Origin of the sequence: Delftia sp. S65 (assembly GCF_016516495.1) — a bacterium.
Taxonomy (GTDB): Bacteria; Pseudomonadota; Gammaproteobacteria; order Burkholderiales; family Burkholderiaceae_C; genus Comamonas; species Comamonas acidovorans.
In genome coordinates, this window is sequence record NZ_JACVUR010000034.1 from 24,810 (window position 1) to 40,048 (window position 15,239).

A 15,239-nucleotide genomic window follows, 5' to 3' on the forward strand; every position below is an offset into this window, starting at 1 on the left:
GGTAGGCCGGTAGAACGCGTCCTGGAGCGGCCGGCGCAGACCGTTCAGCGCGCGGCCAGGGTCGCCACGGCCATGATGGCGGCGCGGCCCGAATCGTCGGCCCGGCCGTAGCAATCGAGCAGCTCGCGCTCGTCGGGCGCCAAGGTCTGGACCGATGCGTTCGCATGCTGGCCCGTGACCACATACAGGACATCCACGCCCAGGCCCGCCATCACCGCCAGGGCGGCCGCATTGGGCGATTGCTCGCCCTTCTCCCAGGTGGCCAGGGTGCCGCGCGAGACGTCGCAGGCGTCGGCCATGGCGAGCTGCGCCACGTCCAGACGCAGACGCTCTTGCCTCAGCCTTTCACCGATGTGATCGAAATTTCTTCTATTCATCAATTGACATGCTCGAAATTTCGAGCAATGATGCAGTCAGCGTGTAACCAAACCATCCAAACCATCCCAAATACTACATGACAGCCATGCACTCCCCCAGAGCCGTGCCCGGTATCCCTGCGGATCCGGTGCTTCATGACAGGCCCGTGCCACTGCGCATGACGGCATCCGAACGCGAACGCCACGCCCGCTATGCCAGCCGTGAAAGCCGCAGCGCCTCCAACTTCGCGCTGAAGCTGTACCGCATGGGCATGCAGCAGTACGAGCAGCAGATGCCGCCGCTGCCCCAGGCCGATCAGGCGCGATAGCCACCCGCGCCGACCTGTTCACCGCCTTGTCTTCGATCCCAACTGCCCCCAGGAGCCTGCCATGCGCATGATGTGCCCCCACTGCAACGAACACGCCTACACCCGCACCAGCCTGCAGCTGACCAGCACCAGCCGCGAGACCATCTTCCAGTGCCGCAACTTCGAGTGCGGCCATGTGTTCTCGGCGGTCACCGAGATCAACCGCACCATCAGCCCCAGCGCCATCCCCAACCCCATGGTGATCCTGCCGATGAGCACGCACATCAAGCGCAAGCTGCTGCAGACCCAGCTGGACGCCATGCCGTCCTCGCAATACGAAGGCGCAGCGCACCGCGCAGCCCAGGCGGCCGAGTCCGCCCAATCCACCGAAGGCGCGCGCAGCTAGCGCGGCCGGGGCGCCTTCGCCGCTCCTGACGGCGCCCCACCCGGCGCGCGGGCAGCCCGCCTGCACCGCCGCCACCCCACCCCCTTTCCCGCAACCTGCGGAGCCTGCATGAAGGCCCTGCGGGATGCGCTCACCCTGAAACGACCTGGACAGACCATGAAGCTCGGCGACCTGCGCCTTTCCGATCTGATGCGACTGCTGCGGGCAGACGATGCGCCCGCGCCCGAATACCGGCCCGAAGACCCGCCCGCGCTGCCCGAGGCCTATCAGCGCCTGAGCGTCCAGGACTGCCGCATCCGCCTGCGCGAGCTGCAGCGCGAGGCCGCGCAGCGCTGCGCCAATGGCCGCTGCGGCAGCGCCGAAAGCCGCGAATGGGCGGGCCTGGCCAGCCACTACCGCATGGCCCTGGTGCTGCTGGCGGGCATAGACGGCGAGATCGAGGAGCTGGCCCTGCGCGACTGGCGCGAAATGCCGCCGCCCGAGCGCGACGCCATCCGCCGCCAGATCCGAGCGCTGCGCACCTGCCTGCTGCCGCTGCGCGCGCTGGCGCTGAGGACCTGAGCCCATGTCCGTCCTGCTCGCCGCCAAATCCACCGGCCGCAGGCTGCGCACCGCCAGCCTGCAGCAATGGGACCAGCACAAGCCGCGCCCCCACATGGTCCAGCGCGCCATGCAGGCGCTGGAAAAAGCCTTGCCGCCGCAGTGGCTGCAGCCCATGAAGCTGCTGGGCCTGGGCGACTGGCAAAAGGGCGCGCAACACGCCAACGGCCAGCCCGAATGGGCTGCCTGCCACGACGCGCTGGCCGCCATTGACGACTTTGCCAGCCGCCACGGCCGTGCGGCCGAGTGGAACCTGGACGACTACGAGATCTGCCAGATGGCCAGGCGCCTGAGCGACGAAGTCGGTGAGCTCGACGCCGGCGCCCAGGCCCAGAACATGGACCTGGCCGCACGCGTGGACCTGGTGCGGCTGATGCTGCGCATGCTGGGCCTGCAGGAAAGCACGCCACTGGCCGGCGAGCCCGCCATCCGCCGCGCGCTGGACGCGGCCTGGTGGCGCCGCATGCTGCGCCGCCACGTCACGCGCACCGTGGAGGCTGGCGCCGTCAAGCTGGGCATCGTCAACCGCAGCGCCGGCGGCTATGCCAGCAATGCCACCGTGCGCCGGCGCACCGCGCAGATCGAACGCAACGCCCGCGCGCTGCAGCGCAGCCTCTACCGAAACGAGGCCGGCCAGGTCTTCACCCTGGCCGAGCTGGCCGCGCTGTCGCCGGCCAACCCCGTGATCCGTGGCGGCGAGCTGATGACGCGCATCCGCGGCGCAGAGGAATATGCCGACGCGCGCAGCCACGTCGGCCTCTTTCTCACGCTGACGGCGCCCAGCCGCTTTCACGCCGTCACGCTGGGCAGCGGCGGCCGGCCGCGCCCCAATCCCCATTACGACGGCCGCAGCACGCCGCGCGATGCCCAGCTGTGGCTGCGCACCATGTGGGCGCGCGTGCGCTCGCACCTGGGCCGCCAGCGCATCGCCATGTACGGCATCCGCGTGGCAGAGCCGCACCATGACGCCACGCCGCACTGGCACGCCCTGGTCTGGGCCGAGTGCGAGGAGCACGCCCAGCACATCGAGGCCGCCATCCGCAAATGGTGGCTCAGCGAAGATGGCGACGAGCGCGGCGCCCAGCGCAACCGCGTCAACGTCAAGCGCATGACCGGCGGCGGCGCTGCCGGCTACGTGGCCAAGTACATCGCCAAAAGCGTGGGCCATGCGGCCCTGGCCGACCACCTGGACGTGGTGCAGGGCCGCCTGTGGGATGTGGAGCAGGGCGGCATGCCCGGCCACCGCCGCGTGGACGCCTGGGCCGCCTGCTGGGGCATTCGCCAGTTCCAGGCCGTGGGCATGCCCAGCGTCTGCGTCTGGCGCGAGCTGCGCCGTGTCAGCAAGGACCAGGTCGAACAGATCCGCATCGACGGCGACAAGGCCAGCTGGAAGGCCTGGGGCGCCAGCCACCGCCACGGGCCCGACATCCCCGCCGACTGGCGCCGCTACATGGAAGCCATGGGCGGCCACTGCCTGGCCCGCGACCGCTGGCACCTGCGCATGGCACGCCGCCCCGTGCCCGCCGGCGCCGTCAACCAATACGGCGAGGCCATCGCGCCCGGCTGCGGCCGCGTGGTGGGCCTGGAAACCCGGCGCGGCCAGTGGCTGGTCTCGCGCCGCATCGCCTGGCGCAGCGTGGCGCGCGCCACGCTGGAGTTCCAGGAAACCCAAGGTGCAGAAAACGCCGATGTCGCCGAGGGTGCCGAGGTCGCCAAGGTCGCAGACACGGCCCCGCCCGCCCTGCCCGCCCGCGCGCCGCTGGCGCGCGCTTGGACTGGTTTCAATAACTGTACGGCCCGGCTCACGGGCCACACGCTGCGCGCCCTCATCGACCGCAGCGGGCACCTGCGCGAGGACCGGGCCAACCCGGCCGGGCCCGATTCGGGTGCCGATTCCGCGCCCGATTCCGTGCTGCACCGCCCCGCATCCGGCGCCACGCCATCCAACCACCCTTTCTTTACCAGCTGATCCACCCCAGGAGGACCCACCATGCACCACAACATCACCGCCCTGCGCAGCTACCGCGCCACCCTCATCCCCCACGGCGTGGACGCCGCGCAGCTGGATCAACTGGCCGACGCCCGCCTGCTGCCCGTGCTGCGCCTGAAGGCGGCCAGCGCCAGCCACGCCCAGGCCTGCGCCCTGCTGGCCAGCGGCCGGCCCGTGCTGCGAGTCGAGCGAGTTGAGCGTGTGGAGCGCAAAAAGGCAGGCAAGTCCATCACGCCGCGCCAGGCCTGATCAAGCACCCAAGCACCGGACACGACATCGGAGAACACCGCAATGACGCAACAGAACATGGAACTCTTTCACAGCGCCCCGCGCCTGGACACCCAGGGCATCGCCAACTACCTGGGCCTGAGCCGCGAGCACGTCACCGCGCGCCTGACCAAGCGCCCGGACTTTCCCAAGCCCTTCATCAACGCCAGCCGCCGCATCCGCTACTGGCGCATGGCCGACGTCAAGGCCTGGGCCGAGGGGCGCCGGTGAGCAGGTACCAGGCCATCGCCGTGCGCTCAGTGATCGCTGCCCGCAAGAAAACGGCGTGCCTGGTCGCGCGCCCCGTCGAAGATCTGCCGGGCCATAGGCTGCGGCACGCTGGCCGGCAGGCGCGGCTGCAGCCGGTCGATGGCGCCGTCCAGCGCCTCGACCATCTCCACCATGCTCTCCCACAGGCCTGCGATGCGCGTGGTCTCGGCCAGGGCCTTCCAGTGGCGGCGCTGGATCTCGGCCAGGCGGTAGTGGCGGCTGCGCCCCGGCAGGGCCATGGCCATCCTGGCGCGTTGGCGGGCAATCTTGCCGTGGCCGTGACCGATGATGGGCCAGGCCGACAGCACGTCGTACAGAGGTGTCATCTCATAGCCGCCGCCCGGCTGCAGGAACACCGAGAAATTCTTGGCATGCCCGTCCGTGGCCGCCAGCAGCCAGAACGCCAGCTGGGCCATCACGAAGCGGGCGCAATCCTGGGCAGGCTCGCTGCCATGCTGCAGCACCTGCAGGCACTGCAGCATGCCGGGCCCGCCGTGGGTCTCGTACTTGTTGGCGCTGGCAACGCCACGCACCTGGCAGAAATCTTCCTGCGGCAGACGCGCAATCCAGCCCTGGGCCGTCCAGGCGCGGTCAAAGCGCTCCACGCACAGCACCTGCTGCCCGCCAAAGCTCTCGATGCTGCTGTCGGCCACGGCAAAGCCCAGCTCGGCCAGCAGGCGGGCGCACAGCCACTCATTGGCCACTGACTCGCTCAGGTCGTAGTGCCAGTGCGGCACCACGCCGATGGCCGGCTTCAGGATATGCGTGGTCGGCGTCGCGCCCAGCGGACGGCACCACTGGCCGCCATGGCGCAGCACCGCCGTTTTCTCCTGCGCACCGGCAATGGACAGCCTGAACTCCTGGTCCACCTCCAGTGCACCAAACCCGCCACCCAGGCTGGCCAGGTGCTCTGCAATCTGCGCCTCGCTCAGCGGCTCGAAGCGCACCTGGTCAAAACCGTCGGGCACGGCCCCCTCGGGCAGCAGCTGCACGGCACCCACGCAATCGCGGCCGATGGCCTCCAGCAGCGAAAACGCGTCGATCCCGCGCAGTCCGAAGCGCTGGTGAATGCGCCGGCGAATGCCCTCGCCGTCCGGCAGCAGGTTGTCGAAATAATGGGCCACCACCTCGCCCGCCACCGTCAGGTCGCGCGTGAAGGGCATGGACAGTGACAGCGGCCGCGCATGCGCGCTCTGCGGCCAGGCCGGGTCATAGGCGAACACATGGCGGCCCGTGCGCGTGACCTCCCAGGTGCCCACCCGCTCCCCATTCATCCAGACGCCCAGCGCCGCCATCACCAGGAACCTTTCGGCTTGCGGTCCTGCCAGTGCGGCGGCAGCGCCTGCGGCTTGAAGGCCACGGGGCGGTCGGCGGGCTTGCGGGGTACGTTGTCACCCGCGTACGGTTGTGGAGCGGGCTCAGCCACCCTCAACGCAGCAGGCACAGGCGCAGGCACAGGCATAGGTGCAGACGCAGGAGAAGCCACCGCATCCGCCCTGGGCCGCATGAGCAGATCGGCATCCAGCAGCTGCAGGATCTCCATCAGCTGGCGCACGCTGATGGCGGCCGGGTCACGCTCTATCGCCGCCACACGCGACTGGGACACGCCCAGCCGCTGTGCCAGTTGGGCCTGGCTCACGCCAGCGGCCTTGCGCAGCGACTTCAGGTGCAGCGCAAGCTGATCGGGCAGTTGCAACAGGTGGTCCATGGTGTTCTCCTGGCAAGGGCATTCAAAATATCATCTCAAGATGATGAATTGAAATTATCACTCTAAAATAATATTGTCAACATATCATATTGGAGTGATATTTCTGGCAGCCATCCTGCCTACAACCGTGCCGCGATGTCCTCGGCCGTCTCCCGGTAATAGGTGTTGAACAGCTCGTTGATATCCACGTGGCCGCTGATGCGGGCCAGCGTCATCACATCCACGCGCTTGCTCAGCCAGGTCAGCGCCGTGGCTCGCAGGTCATGGAAGCGCAGGCCCTGCACCATCACCCGGTCGCGCAGCTTGCGGTAGAGCGTGTCGCGGCTGGCGTCGCTGATGGTCCAGTAGGCGTCGCGCCCCGCAGCCTCGGCGGCGGCGTCCAGCACGCGCAGCAGGCGCACGGCACGACGCGTCAGCGGCACACGGCGCTCGCCCACCTTGGCCTCGGTCTTGTGGTGCGGCAGGTGGTAGACCCGGCGCTTGAGATCCACATTGCTGCGGCCCATGCGCAGGATCTCGCCGCTGCGCATGGCCGTGTGCAGGGCCACCAGCATGGTCCAGGCCGTCTGCTCCATGGCGGTGACAGGCGCCAGGCGCGGCGAGACATTGGCCGAGCGCAGCATGCGCCGCACCTCGCTCCACTGCCCCGTGCGCCGGCGCGCATGGGACTTGGCCGGCAGCTTGATCTCGGGCCAGGGGCTCTTGCCCACCCATTTCCACTGCTTGACCGCCAGCGTCCAGATCGGACGGAACTGCTGCGCCTCGCGGAGCACGCTGGCGCCAGAGACCTGCTGCAGCCGCGCATCGCGCCAGCGCGCCAGGTCGTCACCCGTGATCTCGTGGAACACCTTGACGGCCAGCTCGGGAAACTCGCGCAGCCAGGCATCAAAGCGCAAATGGTCGGCCCGCGCCGTGCTGGCCGTCTTTTTGTCGGTGACCTCGCGCCGATAGCGCTCCACCGCCTCGGCCAGCGTGCGCCGTGGAAACTCCCCGCGCGCCCCGGCCAGAATGGCCGCCTCCTCGGCCACGGCCCAGCCCTGCGCCTCGGCCTTGGTCGCCCGCGTGGCGGTGCGCCGGATGCCCGCACGCTCCACCTCGGCCCGCCAGCCGTTCTTCACCTTCCGGAAATACGCCATCCCACCTCCTGCAGCCCGCGCGGGATCACAAGCGGGATCTGCGCGGGATTGTGATGTGATTTTGCGCTGTTTTGTGCCGGTTTCAACCTGTTCCGTTTTGCCCCCAGAACCCAGAAAAAAAGCCCGCCTCCTCTACAGGAAGCGGGCTTGAGCAGTGTTCGCCGCAGTTGAGCGGCGTTGGTGCGTGGTGCGCGGGGGGGGACTCGAACCCCCACACCATTGCTGGCGTCAGGACCTAAACCTGGTGCGTCTACCAATTTCGCCACCCGCGCTGGTTCTTGGGGGAGCCGCCTGCGCGGCGGCTCCTAGGTCAGGGCGCAGATTCTAGCCGCAATTGCGGGGTGCATTGCCATACCCCGGATTTGAGAGGCGGCCTCTGCGTTTTCGCCGCCTCAATGCGTGGGCTCGCGGCGCACGCGGAACACGGCGGCGTACATGGCCGGCAGGGCCAGCAGTGTCAGCACCGTGGCCACGATCAGCCCGCCCATGATGGCCACGGCCATGGGGCCCCAGAACACGCTGCGCGACAGCGGGATCATGGCCAGCACGGCGGCGGCAGCCGTCAGCACGATGGGGCGCAGGCGGCGCACAGCGGCCTCGATGATGGCGTCCCAGGCCGGCACGCCGCGCGCGCGGTCGGTCTCGATCTGGTCGATCAGGATCACCGAATTGCGCTGGATCATTCCCATCAGCGCCACCACGCCCAACAGCGCCACGAAGCCGAAGGGCCGGCCCAACAGCAGCAGCGCCGCCGCCACGCCGGGAATGCCCAGCGGCCCGGTGATGAACACCAGCAGTGAACGACTGACACTGCGCAGTTGCAGCATGAGCAGCGTGAAGGTGAGGAACAGCATCACGGGCACACCAGCGACGATGGCGTCCGAGCCCTTGGAGCTTTCCTCCACGGCGCCAGCCACATCGATGCGGTAGGCCGTGTCGCCCGCAGCGTGCCAGCGAGCCTCGATCTCGCGCAGGCCCGGCAGCAGCGCGTGGGTCAGCGTTGCGCCCTGCAGGCCCTCGCGCACATCGCCCTGCACGGTGATGGCGAACATGCGCTTTTCTCGCCACATCACGCCGGGCTCCCAGACCATCACGGGTTTGGCGATCTGCGTGAGCGGGATCGACTTGCCCGACGCCGTGGGCAGGTAGGCGTTGGCGATGTCGGTGATGGCGTCGCGCTCCGAATACGGCGTGCGCAGCACGATGTCGATGAGCTTGTCACCCTCGCGGAACTGGCCCACGGTGGAGCCGCTGAGCATGACGCGCGCCGCCTGGGCGATGGCCTGGCTGCTCACGCCCAGGGCGCGCGCCTTGTCCTGGTCAACCTCCAGGCGCACGGCCTTGACGGACTCGTTCCAGTTGTCGTTGACGCCGCGCATGTCGGCGTTGGCGATCATGACCTGCTTGACCTCGTCGGCATAGGCACGCAGCTTTTGCGGATCGGTACCGGACACGCGGAACTGCACCGGATAGGGCACGGGAGGCCCGTTGGGCAGCAGCTTGACGCGGCCCCGCACCTCGGGGAACTCCTGGGCCAGCAGCGCCGGCAGCGCCTTGCGCAGACGCTCGCGCGTGGGCAGGTCCTGGGCGACCAGGATGAACTGCGAGACGTTGTTCTGCGGGAACACCTGGTCCAGCGGCAGGTAGAAACGCGGCACGCCCGAGCCCACCCACTCGCTGACCGTGCGCACGCCGTCCAGCTGCATGAAGCGCTCTTCCACGCGGCGCGTGACGGCTTCGTTGGCGGCCAGCGACGTGCCCTCGGGGAACCAGATGTCCACCAGCACTTCGGGCCGGCTGGAATCCGGGAAGAACTGCTGCTGCACGCGCGACATGCCCACCAGGCCCAGCGCGAAGACCAGCACCGTGATGGCGATGGTCAGCCAGCGGTGCGTCACGCACCAGTTCACGGCGCGCCGGAAGCGGTTGTAGAACGGGCTGTCGAAGACTTCATGCTCGGCCGACGAGGCATTGAGGTTGGTCTCCTCGATGGGCACCTCGCCCGAGGCCACCTCGGGCGGCAGCGTGGCCGCGTGCGGCGGGCGCTTGAGCAGCAGCATGCCCAGGTAGGGCACGAAGTACACCGAGGCGAACCAGCTGAGCACCAGCGCAATCACCGTCACCGCGAAGATGGCGAAGGTGTACTCGCCCGTCATGGACTTGGCCATGCCGATGGGCAGGAAGCCCGCCGCCGTGATCAGCGTGCCGGTCAGCATGGGCTTGGCCGTGATCTCGTAGGCAAAGGTGGCGGCGCGGTACTTCTCGTAGCCCTCCTCCATCTTGCGCACCATCATCTCCACCGCAATGATGGCGTCGTCCACCAGCAGGCCCAGCGCGATGATCAGCGAGCCCAGCGACACCTTGTGCAGGCCGATGTTCCAGTACCACATGGCCAGGAAGGTCGCGGCCAGCACCAGCGGGATCGTGATGGCCACCACCAGGCCCGGGCGCGGGTCGATGTACCAGCGCTTCCACAGCGGCTGGTGGCCTTCGCGCTTGTGCAGGCCCAGGCTGATGAAGCTCACGGCCAGCACCACCACCACGGCCTCGATCAGCACCTGCAGGAATTCGTTGACCGAATCGGCCACCGCCTTGGGCTGGTCCTGCATGTTGGCCAGCTCCACGCCGGCCGGCAGCGTGCGCGCGATGTCGCCCACGGCGCCGCGCAGGGATTTGCCCAGGCGGATGATGTCGCCGCCCTTGGTCATGGACACGCCCAGCGCAATCGTCTCGCGCCCCTGGTGGCGCACCTTCACATTGGCCGGATCGGCATAGCCGCGGCGGATCTCGGCGATATCGCCCAGGCGCAGCTGCGCGCCCGATGCGCCGCGGATGGGCATGGCGCGCAGCTCATCCACCGCCAGGAACTGGCCGGCCACACGCACCTGCACATCCTCGCGCGGCGTCTGCAGCACGCCTGCGCCCTCGATGGCGTTTTGCTGGCCCAGCTGGCCCAGCACCTGGTTCATGTCCAGGCCCAGCTGCGACAGGCGGCGCTGCGACAGCTCGATGTAGACCTTCTCGTCCTGCACGCCGAACAGCTCGACCTTGGCCACATCGGGCACGCGCAGCAGGCGCTGGCGCACGTCGTCGGCCATGGTCTTGAGCTCGGCGTAGCTGAAGCCGTCGGCCTGCAGGGCGTAGATCACGCCATAGACATCGCCGAACTCGTCATTGAAGAACGGCCCCTGCACGCCCTGCGGCAGGGTGTAGCGCATGTCGCCGATCTTCTTGCGCACCGTGTACCACAGCTGTTGGACATCGCCGGGGCGCGAGTTGTCCTTGAGCTGGAAGATGATCATCGACTCGCCGGGCTTGGAGTAGCTGCTGATCTTGTCGGCGTAGGGCACCTCCTGCAGCGTGCGCTCGATCTTGTCGGTGACCTGCTCGGCCATCTGCTGCGCCGTGGCGCCCGGCCAGTTGGTGCGCACCACCATGGCGCGGAAGGTGAAGGGCGGGTCCTCGTCCTGCCCCAGCTGGAAATACGAGGCAAAGCCCAGCAGCAGCAGCACGACGATGAAATAGCGCGTCAGCGCCACATGGTCCAGCGCCCAGCGCGAAAGATTGAAGTGCGCGCCCTGCGGCGCCTTGTGCTTGGGCCCGCTCATTGGGCCGCTCCGCTGGGCGCAGCGCCTGCGGCGGCAGGCGCCTGTGCAGGCTGTGTCTGTTGCGGCCGCTGCTGAGCCGGCTGCGGGGCCTTGTCATAACGGTCCTGATAGACCGTGACCTTCTGGCCTGGCGTGAGCACATGCACACCGGCGGCCACCACCTGCATGCCGGGCGTCAGGCCAGCGGCAATCACGGCTTCGTTGCCATCGGCCGTGGCCAGTTGCACGGGCTGCAGCTTCACCGTGCTGCTGGCGGCGTCGAACACCCACACGGCCGTGCCCTGGCCACCTCCGCCTTCCTGGCGCAGCGCGGTGGTCGGCAGCTTGATCACGGGCTGGCCCGTGGGGCCCATGCCCTCGGGCAATGCGTGGACCGTGGCACCCAGCGGCGGCACGGCGCCTGCGTCCGACGTGGGCAGTGCCACCTTCACCTGGTAGGTGCGCGTGACGGGGTCGGCACTGGCCGCCACCTCGCGCACCTGGCCCTGCAGCGGCTGCATGCCGGCCGACCAGGGGCGCACATTCACCTTCTGGCCCACGCGGATGGCACCGCGCTTGTCTTCGGGCACCACGAAGACCACGTCGCGCGGGCCGTCCTGGGCAATGCGCACCACGGGCGATCCGGCCGACACCACCTGGCCGGGCTCGGCGTCTATGCCTGTCACCACGCCGGGCACATCGGCCAGCAGTTGCGCGTAGGACTCCTGATTGCTCTGCGATGCCAGCTGCGCCTTGGCCTGGTCCAGCGTGGCCTGGGCGGACTTGAGCGTGGCCTCGCGCCGCTCCAGCTCCGCACCGCTGATGAAGTTCTGCGCCTTCAGCTGCGAGTAACGCCTCACATCGGCGGCGGCAAGATCGCGCTGCGTGGTCGCGGCCGCCACCTGGGCGCGCGCGGCGTCAGCTCCCAGCCGGTAGTCGCTGGCATCGAGCCTTGCCAGCAACTGGCCTGCCTGCACGTGCTGGCCCAGCTCCACCTCGCGGCGCACGAGCTTGCCGGCCACGCGAAAGCCCAGGCGCGACTCTATGCGCGCGCGCACCTCGCCCGCGTACTCCAGTTGCGTGTCCAGCGCGCCCACGCCTACGGTGAGCAGCTTGACGGCGCGCACCGGCTCGGGCGGCGGTTCGGCCTTGGAGCAGGCGCCCAGCGCCAGCGCGGCGGCCAGGCACAGAGGGGCAAGAAGAAGATGGCGCGGCAAAGCGGGCGCGGCAGGGTTCGATGGCAAGTCGGGCATGTGGATCCGGGAGGGCTGGTGCGAAAAGCGGCTGCGGGCTGCAAGATCCGGGCAACATGCCGCGGCAGCTGGCTGGCGCCGTTTACTGACTGACGGGTTAGTAATTTAGGAGAAGCCCTTGAGCCCGTCAAGTGAAATGCATGGCCTTGCGCGCAGCATCGACAATCGGCCACCGTGAAGTCCACCGCTCCCACCCTGCCCGCCTCCCCCGCCCCGGTCACGCACTACGAGAACTTTCCCGTGGCGTCCTGGCTGTGCCCGCCCCGCTTGCGCCCGCCGATTGCCGCGCTCTACCACTTCGCACGCACTGCAGACGATCTGGCCGACGAGGGCGACGCCACGCCGTCCGAGCGCCTGGCCGCGCTGGCCGCCTACCGTGCCGACCTGATGGCGCTGGGCACCGAAGGAGAGGCCCCCATGCTCGCCCGCACGGCCTGGCCTCTTGTCTTTGCAGGGCTGGCGCCGCAAGTACGCGCCCACCAGCTGCCGCTGGCGCTGATGGACGACCTGCTCAGCGCCTTCGCGCAGGACGTGCGCAAGACCGAGTCCGGCACCACCTACGCCGACCGCGCGGAGCTGCTCGACTACTGCCGCCGCTCGGCCAACCCCGTGGGCCGGCTGCTGCTGCATCTGTACGGAGTGGATGATGCCGAATCGCTGGCCCGCAGCGACGCCATCTGCACCGCCCTGCAATTGATCAATTTCTGGCAGGACTTCAGCGTGGACCTGCCGCGCGGGCGCCACTACCTGACCGATGCAGACTGCACCGCCCATGGCGTGCGGCGTGAAGACCTGCGCGCCGAGCCCGCTGCACTGACCCTTGCCGTGCGCGCACTGCTTGCCGAGCAGTCGGCATGGGCGCGCGCCCTGATGCAGTCCGGCGCACCGCTGGTGCACCGCCTGCCGGGCCGCATCGGCTGGGAGCTGCGTCTGGTGGTGCAGGGCGGGCTGCGCATCCTGGACAAGGTCGATGCACTGCAGGGCGCCAGCCTCTACCGCCGCCCCACCGTCGGCAAGGCCGATGCGCCGCTGCTGCTGTGGCGCGCCCTGCGCATGTGATGGCGGGCCGGCCGTTGCGACACCCAGGCTTTGGCTCCCAGCCGTCCATGGGACAATCCGGCCCCATATGAATCCGGATCAGTACGTCCAAGACAAGGCCGCCGCCTCGGGCAGCAGCTTTTATTACGCCTTCCTCTTCCTGCCGCGCGAGCGCCGTGCCGCCATCACCGCCTTTTATGCGTTCTGCCGCGAAGTGGACGACGTGGTGGACGAAGTCTCCGACCCCGGCGTGGCCGCCACCAAGCTCGGCTGGTGGCAAAACGAAGTGCACCAGGCCTTTGCAGGCAAGCCCTCCCATCCCGTGATGCGGGCACTCATGCCGCACGCCCCGGTCTACGCCATCGAGGAGCGCCACCTGCAGGCGGTCATCGACGGCTGCCGCATGGACCTGGAGCAGACCCGCTACCTGGACTTCCAGGGCCTGACCCGCTACTGCCACCTGGTCGCAGGCGTGGTCGGTGAAGTGGCCGCGCGCATCTTTGGCCAGACACAGGAAGAAACCACGGCCTACGCCCACAAGATGGGCCTGGCCTTCCAGCTGACCAACATCATCCGCGACGTGGGCGAGGACGCCATGCGCGGACGCATCTACCTGCCCATCAGCGAGCTGCAGCAGTTCGACGTCAAGGCGCATGAGATCACCAAGCGCGAGTACTCGGACCGCTTCACCGCGCTGATGCGCTTTCAGGCCGAGCGCGCCCACCGCCTCTACGACGAGGCCCTGGCCCTGCTGCCCGCGGCCGACCGCCGCACGCAAAAGCCCGGCCTGATGATGGCCAGCATCTACCGCACCCTGCTGCGCGAGATCGAGGCCGACGACTTCCGCGTGCTGCACCAGCGCATCAGCCTGCCGCCGCTGCGCAAGCTCTGGCTGGCCTGGAAGATGCAGGCGCTGGGACGCATGGCGCGGTGAGCCGCGAGAGCACAAGGCACAGGCCGCGCGCCGCCATCATCGGCGGCGGCTGGGCCGGCTTTGCCGCCGCCCTTGCGCTGGCGCGCAGCGGCTGGCACATCACCCTGCACGAGGCCGCACGCGAGCCCGGCGGCCGTGCGCGCGGCATGGACCTCGACACGCCACAGGGCCCGCTGCGCGTGGACAACGGCCAGCACATCCTCATCGGTGCCTACACCGAAAGCCTGCGACTCATGCGCGAGGTGGGCGTGGACCCTGAACAGGTCCTGCTCCGCCAGCCCATGGCCCTGCCCTATATCGATGGCAGCGGCCTGCGCTTCCCCGACTGGCCTGCGCCGCTGGATGCGCTGGCCGGCATTGCCACCGCACGCGGCTGGAGCCTGGGCGAGCGTGCAGCCCTGCTGGCGCGTGCCGTGCGCTGGCGGCTGGCGGGCTTTCGCTGCGCGCCGCAGGCCACCGTGGCCGACCTGTGCGCCGGCCTGCCGCAGCGTCTGGTCAGCGAGTTCATCGACCCGCTGTGCATCTCGGCACTCAACACGCCCATTCACCTGGCCAGCGGCACGGTGTTCCTTCGCGTGCTGCGCGATGCGCTGTTCAGCGGCCGTGGCGGCTCGCATTTCCTGGTGCCGCGCCGTGACCTGGGCAGCCTGTTCCCGGCGCCGGCCGCGCAGTGGCTGCAAGAGCGCGGCCACGCCGTGCGCCTGGGCAGCCGCGTGGCCGAACTGCAGCCCCAGGGCCCACACTGGACGCTGGGCGCAGCCCAGGCCGAAGACGCGCCCTTCGACGCCGTGCTGCTGGCCTGCCCAGCGCCCGAAGCGGCGCGCCTGGCACTCACCGCCGCCGAGCACGACAGCCTGCCTGCGCGCGACGGCATTGCCCTGCAGCGCTGGGCGCAACTGTGCCAGGACCTGCAGCACCGCCCCATTGCCACCGTCTATGCGCAGGCCTTTGAGGCCTCACACACATTGCCCCCGGGCGCGCCCTGGCTGGCGCTGCGCTCCACGCCCGATGCGCCCGCGCAATTCGTCTTCGACCGTGGGCAACTCGGCGGCCCGCAGGGCCTGATGGCCTTCGTCATCAGCGACAGCGCATCGGACCGCGAAACCCTGCAGGCCCAGGTGCTGGCCCAGGCCCAGGCGCAGTTGGGCTGGCATGGACTGGTTGCGCTGCGCACCGTGATCGACAAGCGCGCCACCTTCGCCTGCCTGCCGCAGCTGCAGCGCCCCGGCATGGAGTTGGGCCACGGCCTGTGGGCCTGCGGCGACCATGTGGATGGACCGTACCCGGCCACCATCGAAGGCGCCGTGCGCAGCGGCCTGCAGGCGGCCGAGGCCATCGGCCAGGCCCTGGGAGCCGAGGGAAAAGCCTGATCCCCCGGGTATCTCC

At 69.2% G+C, this 15,239-nt stretch carries 15 protein-coding genes and 1 tRNA gene; 9 read left to right on the forward strand and 7 right to left on the reverse strand.

The features are described from left to right. Positions 1–44 precede the first annotated feature (44 nt). Positions 45–377, reverse strand: coding sequence for a helix-turn-helix domain-containing protein (locus IAE24_RS22465; protein WP_012204502.1), 333 nt, complete (start codon positions 375–377; stop codon positions 45–47). An 86-nt stretch (positions 378–463) separates the two neighbouring features. Here IAE24_RS22465 and IAE24_RS22470 point away from each other — a divergent pair, with 86 nt between their 5' ends. The 6 genes from IAE24_RS22470 to IAE24_RS22495 all read left to right on the forward strand — a co-directional run bounded on the left by IAE24_RS22470 (position 464) and on the right by IAE24_RS22495 (position 4,158). Beyond that, positions 464–685 carry a hypothetical protein gene (locus IAE24_RS22470; protein WP_224986487.1) on the forward strand — a complete coding sequence of 74 codons (222 nt, stop codon included), beginning with the start codon at positions 464–466 and terminating at the stop codon, positions 683–685. 61 nt (positions 686–746) lie between these two features. Beyond that, positions 747–1,070, forward strand: coding sequence for an ogr/Delta-like zinc finger family protein (locus IAE24_RS22475; RefSeq protein WP_043825225.1), 324 nt, complete (start codon positions 747–749; stop codon positions 1,068–1,070). A 156-nt stretch (positions 1,071–1,226) separates the two neighbouring features. Continuing rightward, positions 1,227–1,631 carry a hypothetical protein gene (locus IAE24_RS22480; protein WP_232240522.1) on the forward strand — a complete coding sequence of 135 codons (405 nt, stop codon included), beginning with the start codon at positions 1,227–1,229 and terminating at the stop codon, positions 1,629–1,631. Between the two features lie 4 nt (positions 1,632–1,635). Further along, entirely contained in the window at positions 1,636–3,639 is a 2,004-nt protein-coding gene (locus IAE24_RS22485; protein ID WP_199961596.1) for a replication endonuclease, read from the forward strand. 21 nt (positions 3,640–3,660) lie between these two features. After that, positions 3,661–3,909 carry a hypothetical protein gene (locus IAE24_RS22490; protein WP_043825231.1) on the forward strand — a complete coding sequence of 83 codons (249 nt, stop codon included), beginning with the start codon at positions 3,661–3,663 and terminating at the stop codon, positions 3,907–3,909. Between the two features lie 42 nt (positions 3,910–3,951). Continuing rightward, positions 3,952–4,158 carry a helix-turn-helix transcriptional regulator gene (locus tag IAE24_RS22495; protein WP_012204496.1) on the forward strand — a complete coding sequence of 69 codons (207 nt, stop codon included), beginning with the start codon at positions 3,952–3,954 and terminating at the stop codon, positions 4,156–4,158. A 26-nt stretch (positions 4,159–4,184) separates the two neighbouring features. Here the strand turns inward: IAE24_RS22495 and IAE24_RS22500 are convergent, their stop codons facing one another. The 6 genes from IAE24_RS22500 to IAE24_RS22525 form a co-directional block, all read right to left on the reverse strand. Further along, positions 4,185–5,492: a type II toxin-antitoxin system HipA family toxin gene (locus IAE24_RS22500; protein ID WP_043825234.1), complete on the reverse strand. Its 1,308-nt coding sequence runs from the start codon at positions 5,490–5,492 to the stop codon at positions 4,185–4,187. After that, positions 5,492–5,905, reverse strand: a complete 414-nt coding sequence (locus IAE24_RS22505; RefSeq protein WP_199961595.1) for a helix-turn-helix domain-containing protein — start codon at positions 5,903–5,905, stop codon at positions 5,492–5,494. Before IAE24_RS22505 ends, IAE24_RS22500 begins: the two co-directional genes overlap by 1 nt. Before the next feature lie 119 nt (positions 5,906–6,024). Beyond that, positions 6,025–7,041, reverse strand: a complete 1,017-nt coding sequence (locus IAE24_RS22510) for a tyrosine-type recombinase/integrase (RefSeq protein ID WP_099734185.1) — start codon at positions 7,039–7,041, stop codon at positions 6,025–6,027. Between the two features lie 185 nt (positions 7,042–7,226). Next, positions 7,227–7,313 (reverse strand) — tRNA-Leu (locus tag IAE24_RS22515). Between the two features lie 120 nt (positions 7,314–7,433). After that, on the reverse strand, positions 7,434–10,649 hold the full coding sequence (locus tag IAE24_RS22520) for an efflux RND transporter permease subunit (protein ID WP_013803309.1): 3,216 nt from the start codon (positions 10,647–10,649) through the stop codon (positions 7,434–7,436). Continuing rightward, positions 10,646–11,881, reverse strand: coding sequence for an efflux RND transporter periplasmic adaptor subunit (locus tag IAE24_RS22525; protein ID WP_199961594.1), 1,236 nt, complete (start codon positions 11,879–11,881; stop codon positions 10,646–10,648). The genes IAE24_RS22520 and IAE24_RS22525 overlap by 4 nt, the downstream gene beginning before the upstream one ends. Positions 11,882–12,055: 174 nt before the next feature. Here IAE24_RS22525 and hpnC point away from each other — a divergent pair, with 174 nt between their 5' ends. From hpnC to hpnE, 3 genes are all read left to right on the forward strand, one after another. Further along, positions 12,056–12,940: a squalene synthase HpnC gene (gene hpnC / locus IAE24_RS22530; RefSeq protein ID WP_199961593.1), complete on the forward strand. Its 885-nt coding sequence runs from the start codon at positions 12,056–12,058 to the stop codon at positions 12,938–12,940. A 67-nt stretch (positions 12,941–13,007) separates the two neighbouring features. After that, entirely contained in the window at positions 13,008–13,853 is an 846-nt protein-coding gene (hpnD, locus tag IAE24_RS22535; RefSeq protein ID WP_013803312.1) for a presqualene diphosphate synthase HpnD, read from the forward strand. Continuing rightward, the gene (hpnE, locus tag IAE24_RS22540; RefSeq protein WP_199961592.1) at positions 13,850–15,223 is read left to right on the forward strand and encodes a hydroxysqualene dehydroxylase HpnE; all 1,374 of its coding nucleotides are present in this window, start codon (positions 13,850–13,852) and stop codon (positions 15,221–15,223) included. The genes hpnD and hpnE overlap by 4 nt, the downstream gene beginning before the upstream one ends. The last annotated feature ends 16 nt before the right edge of the window (positions 15,224–15,239 follow it).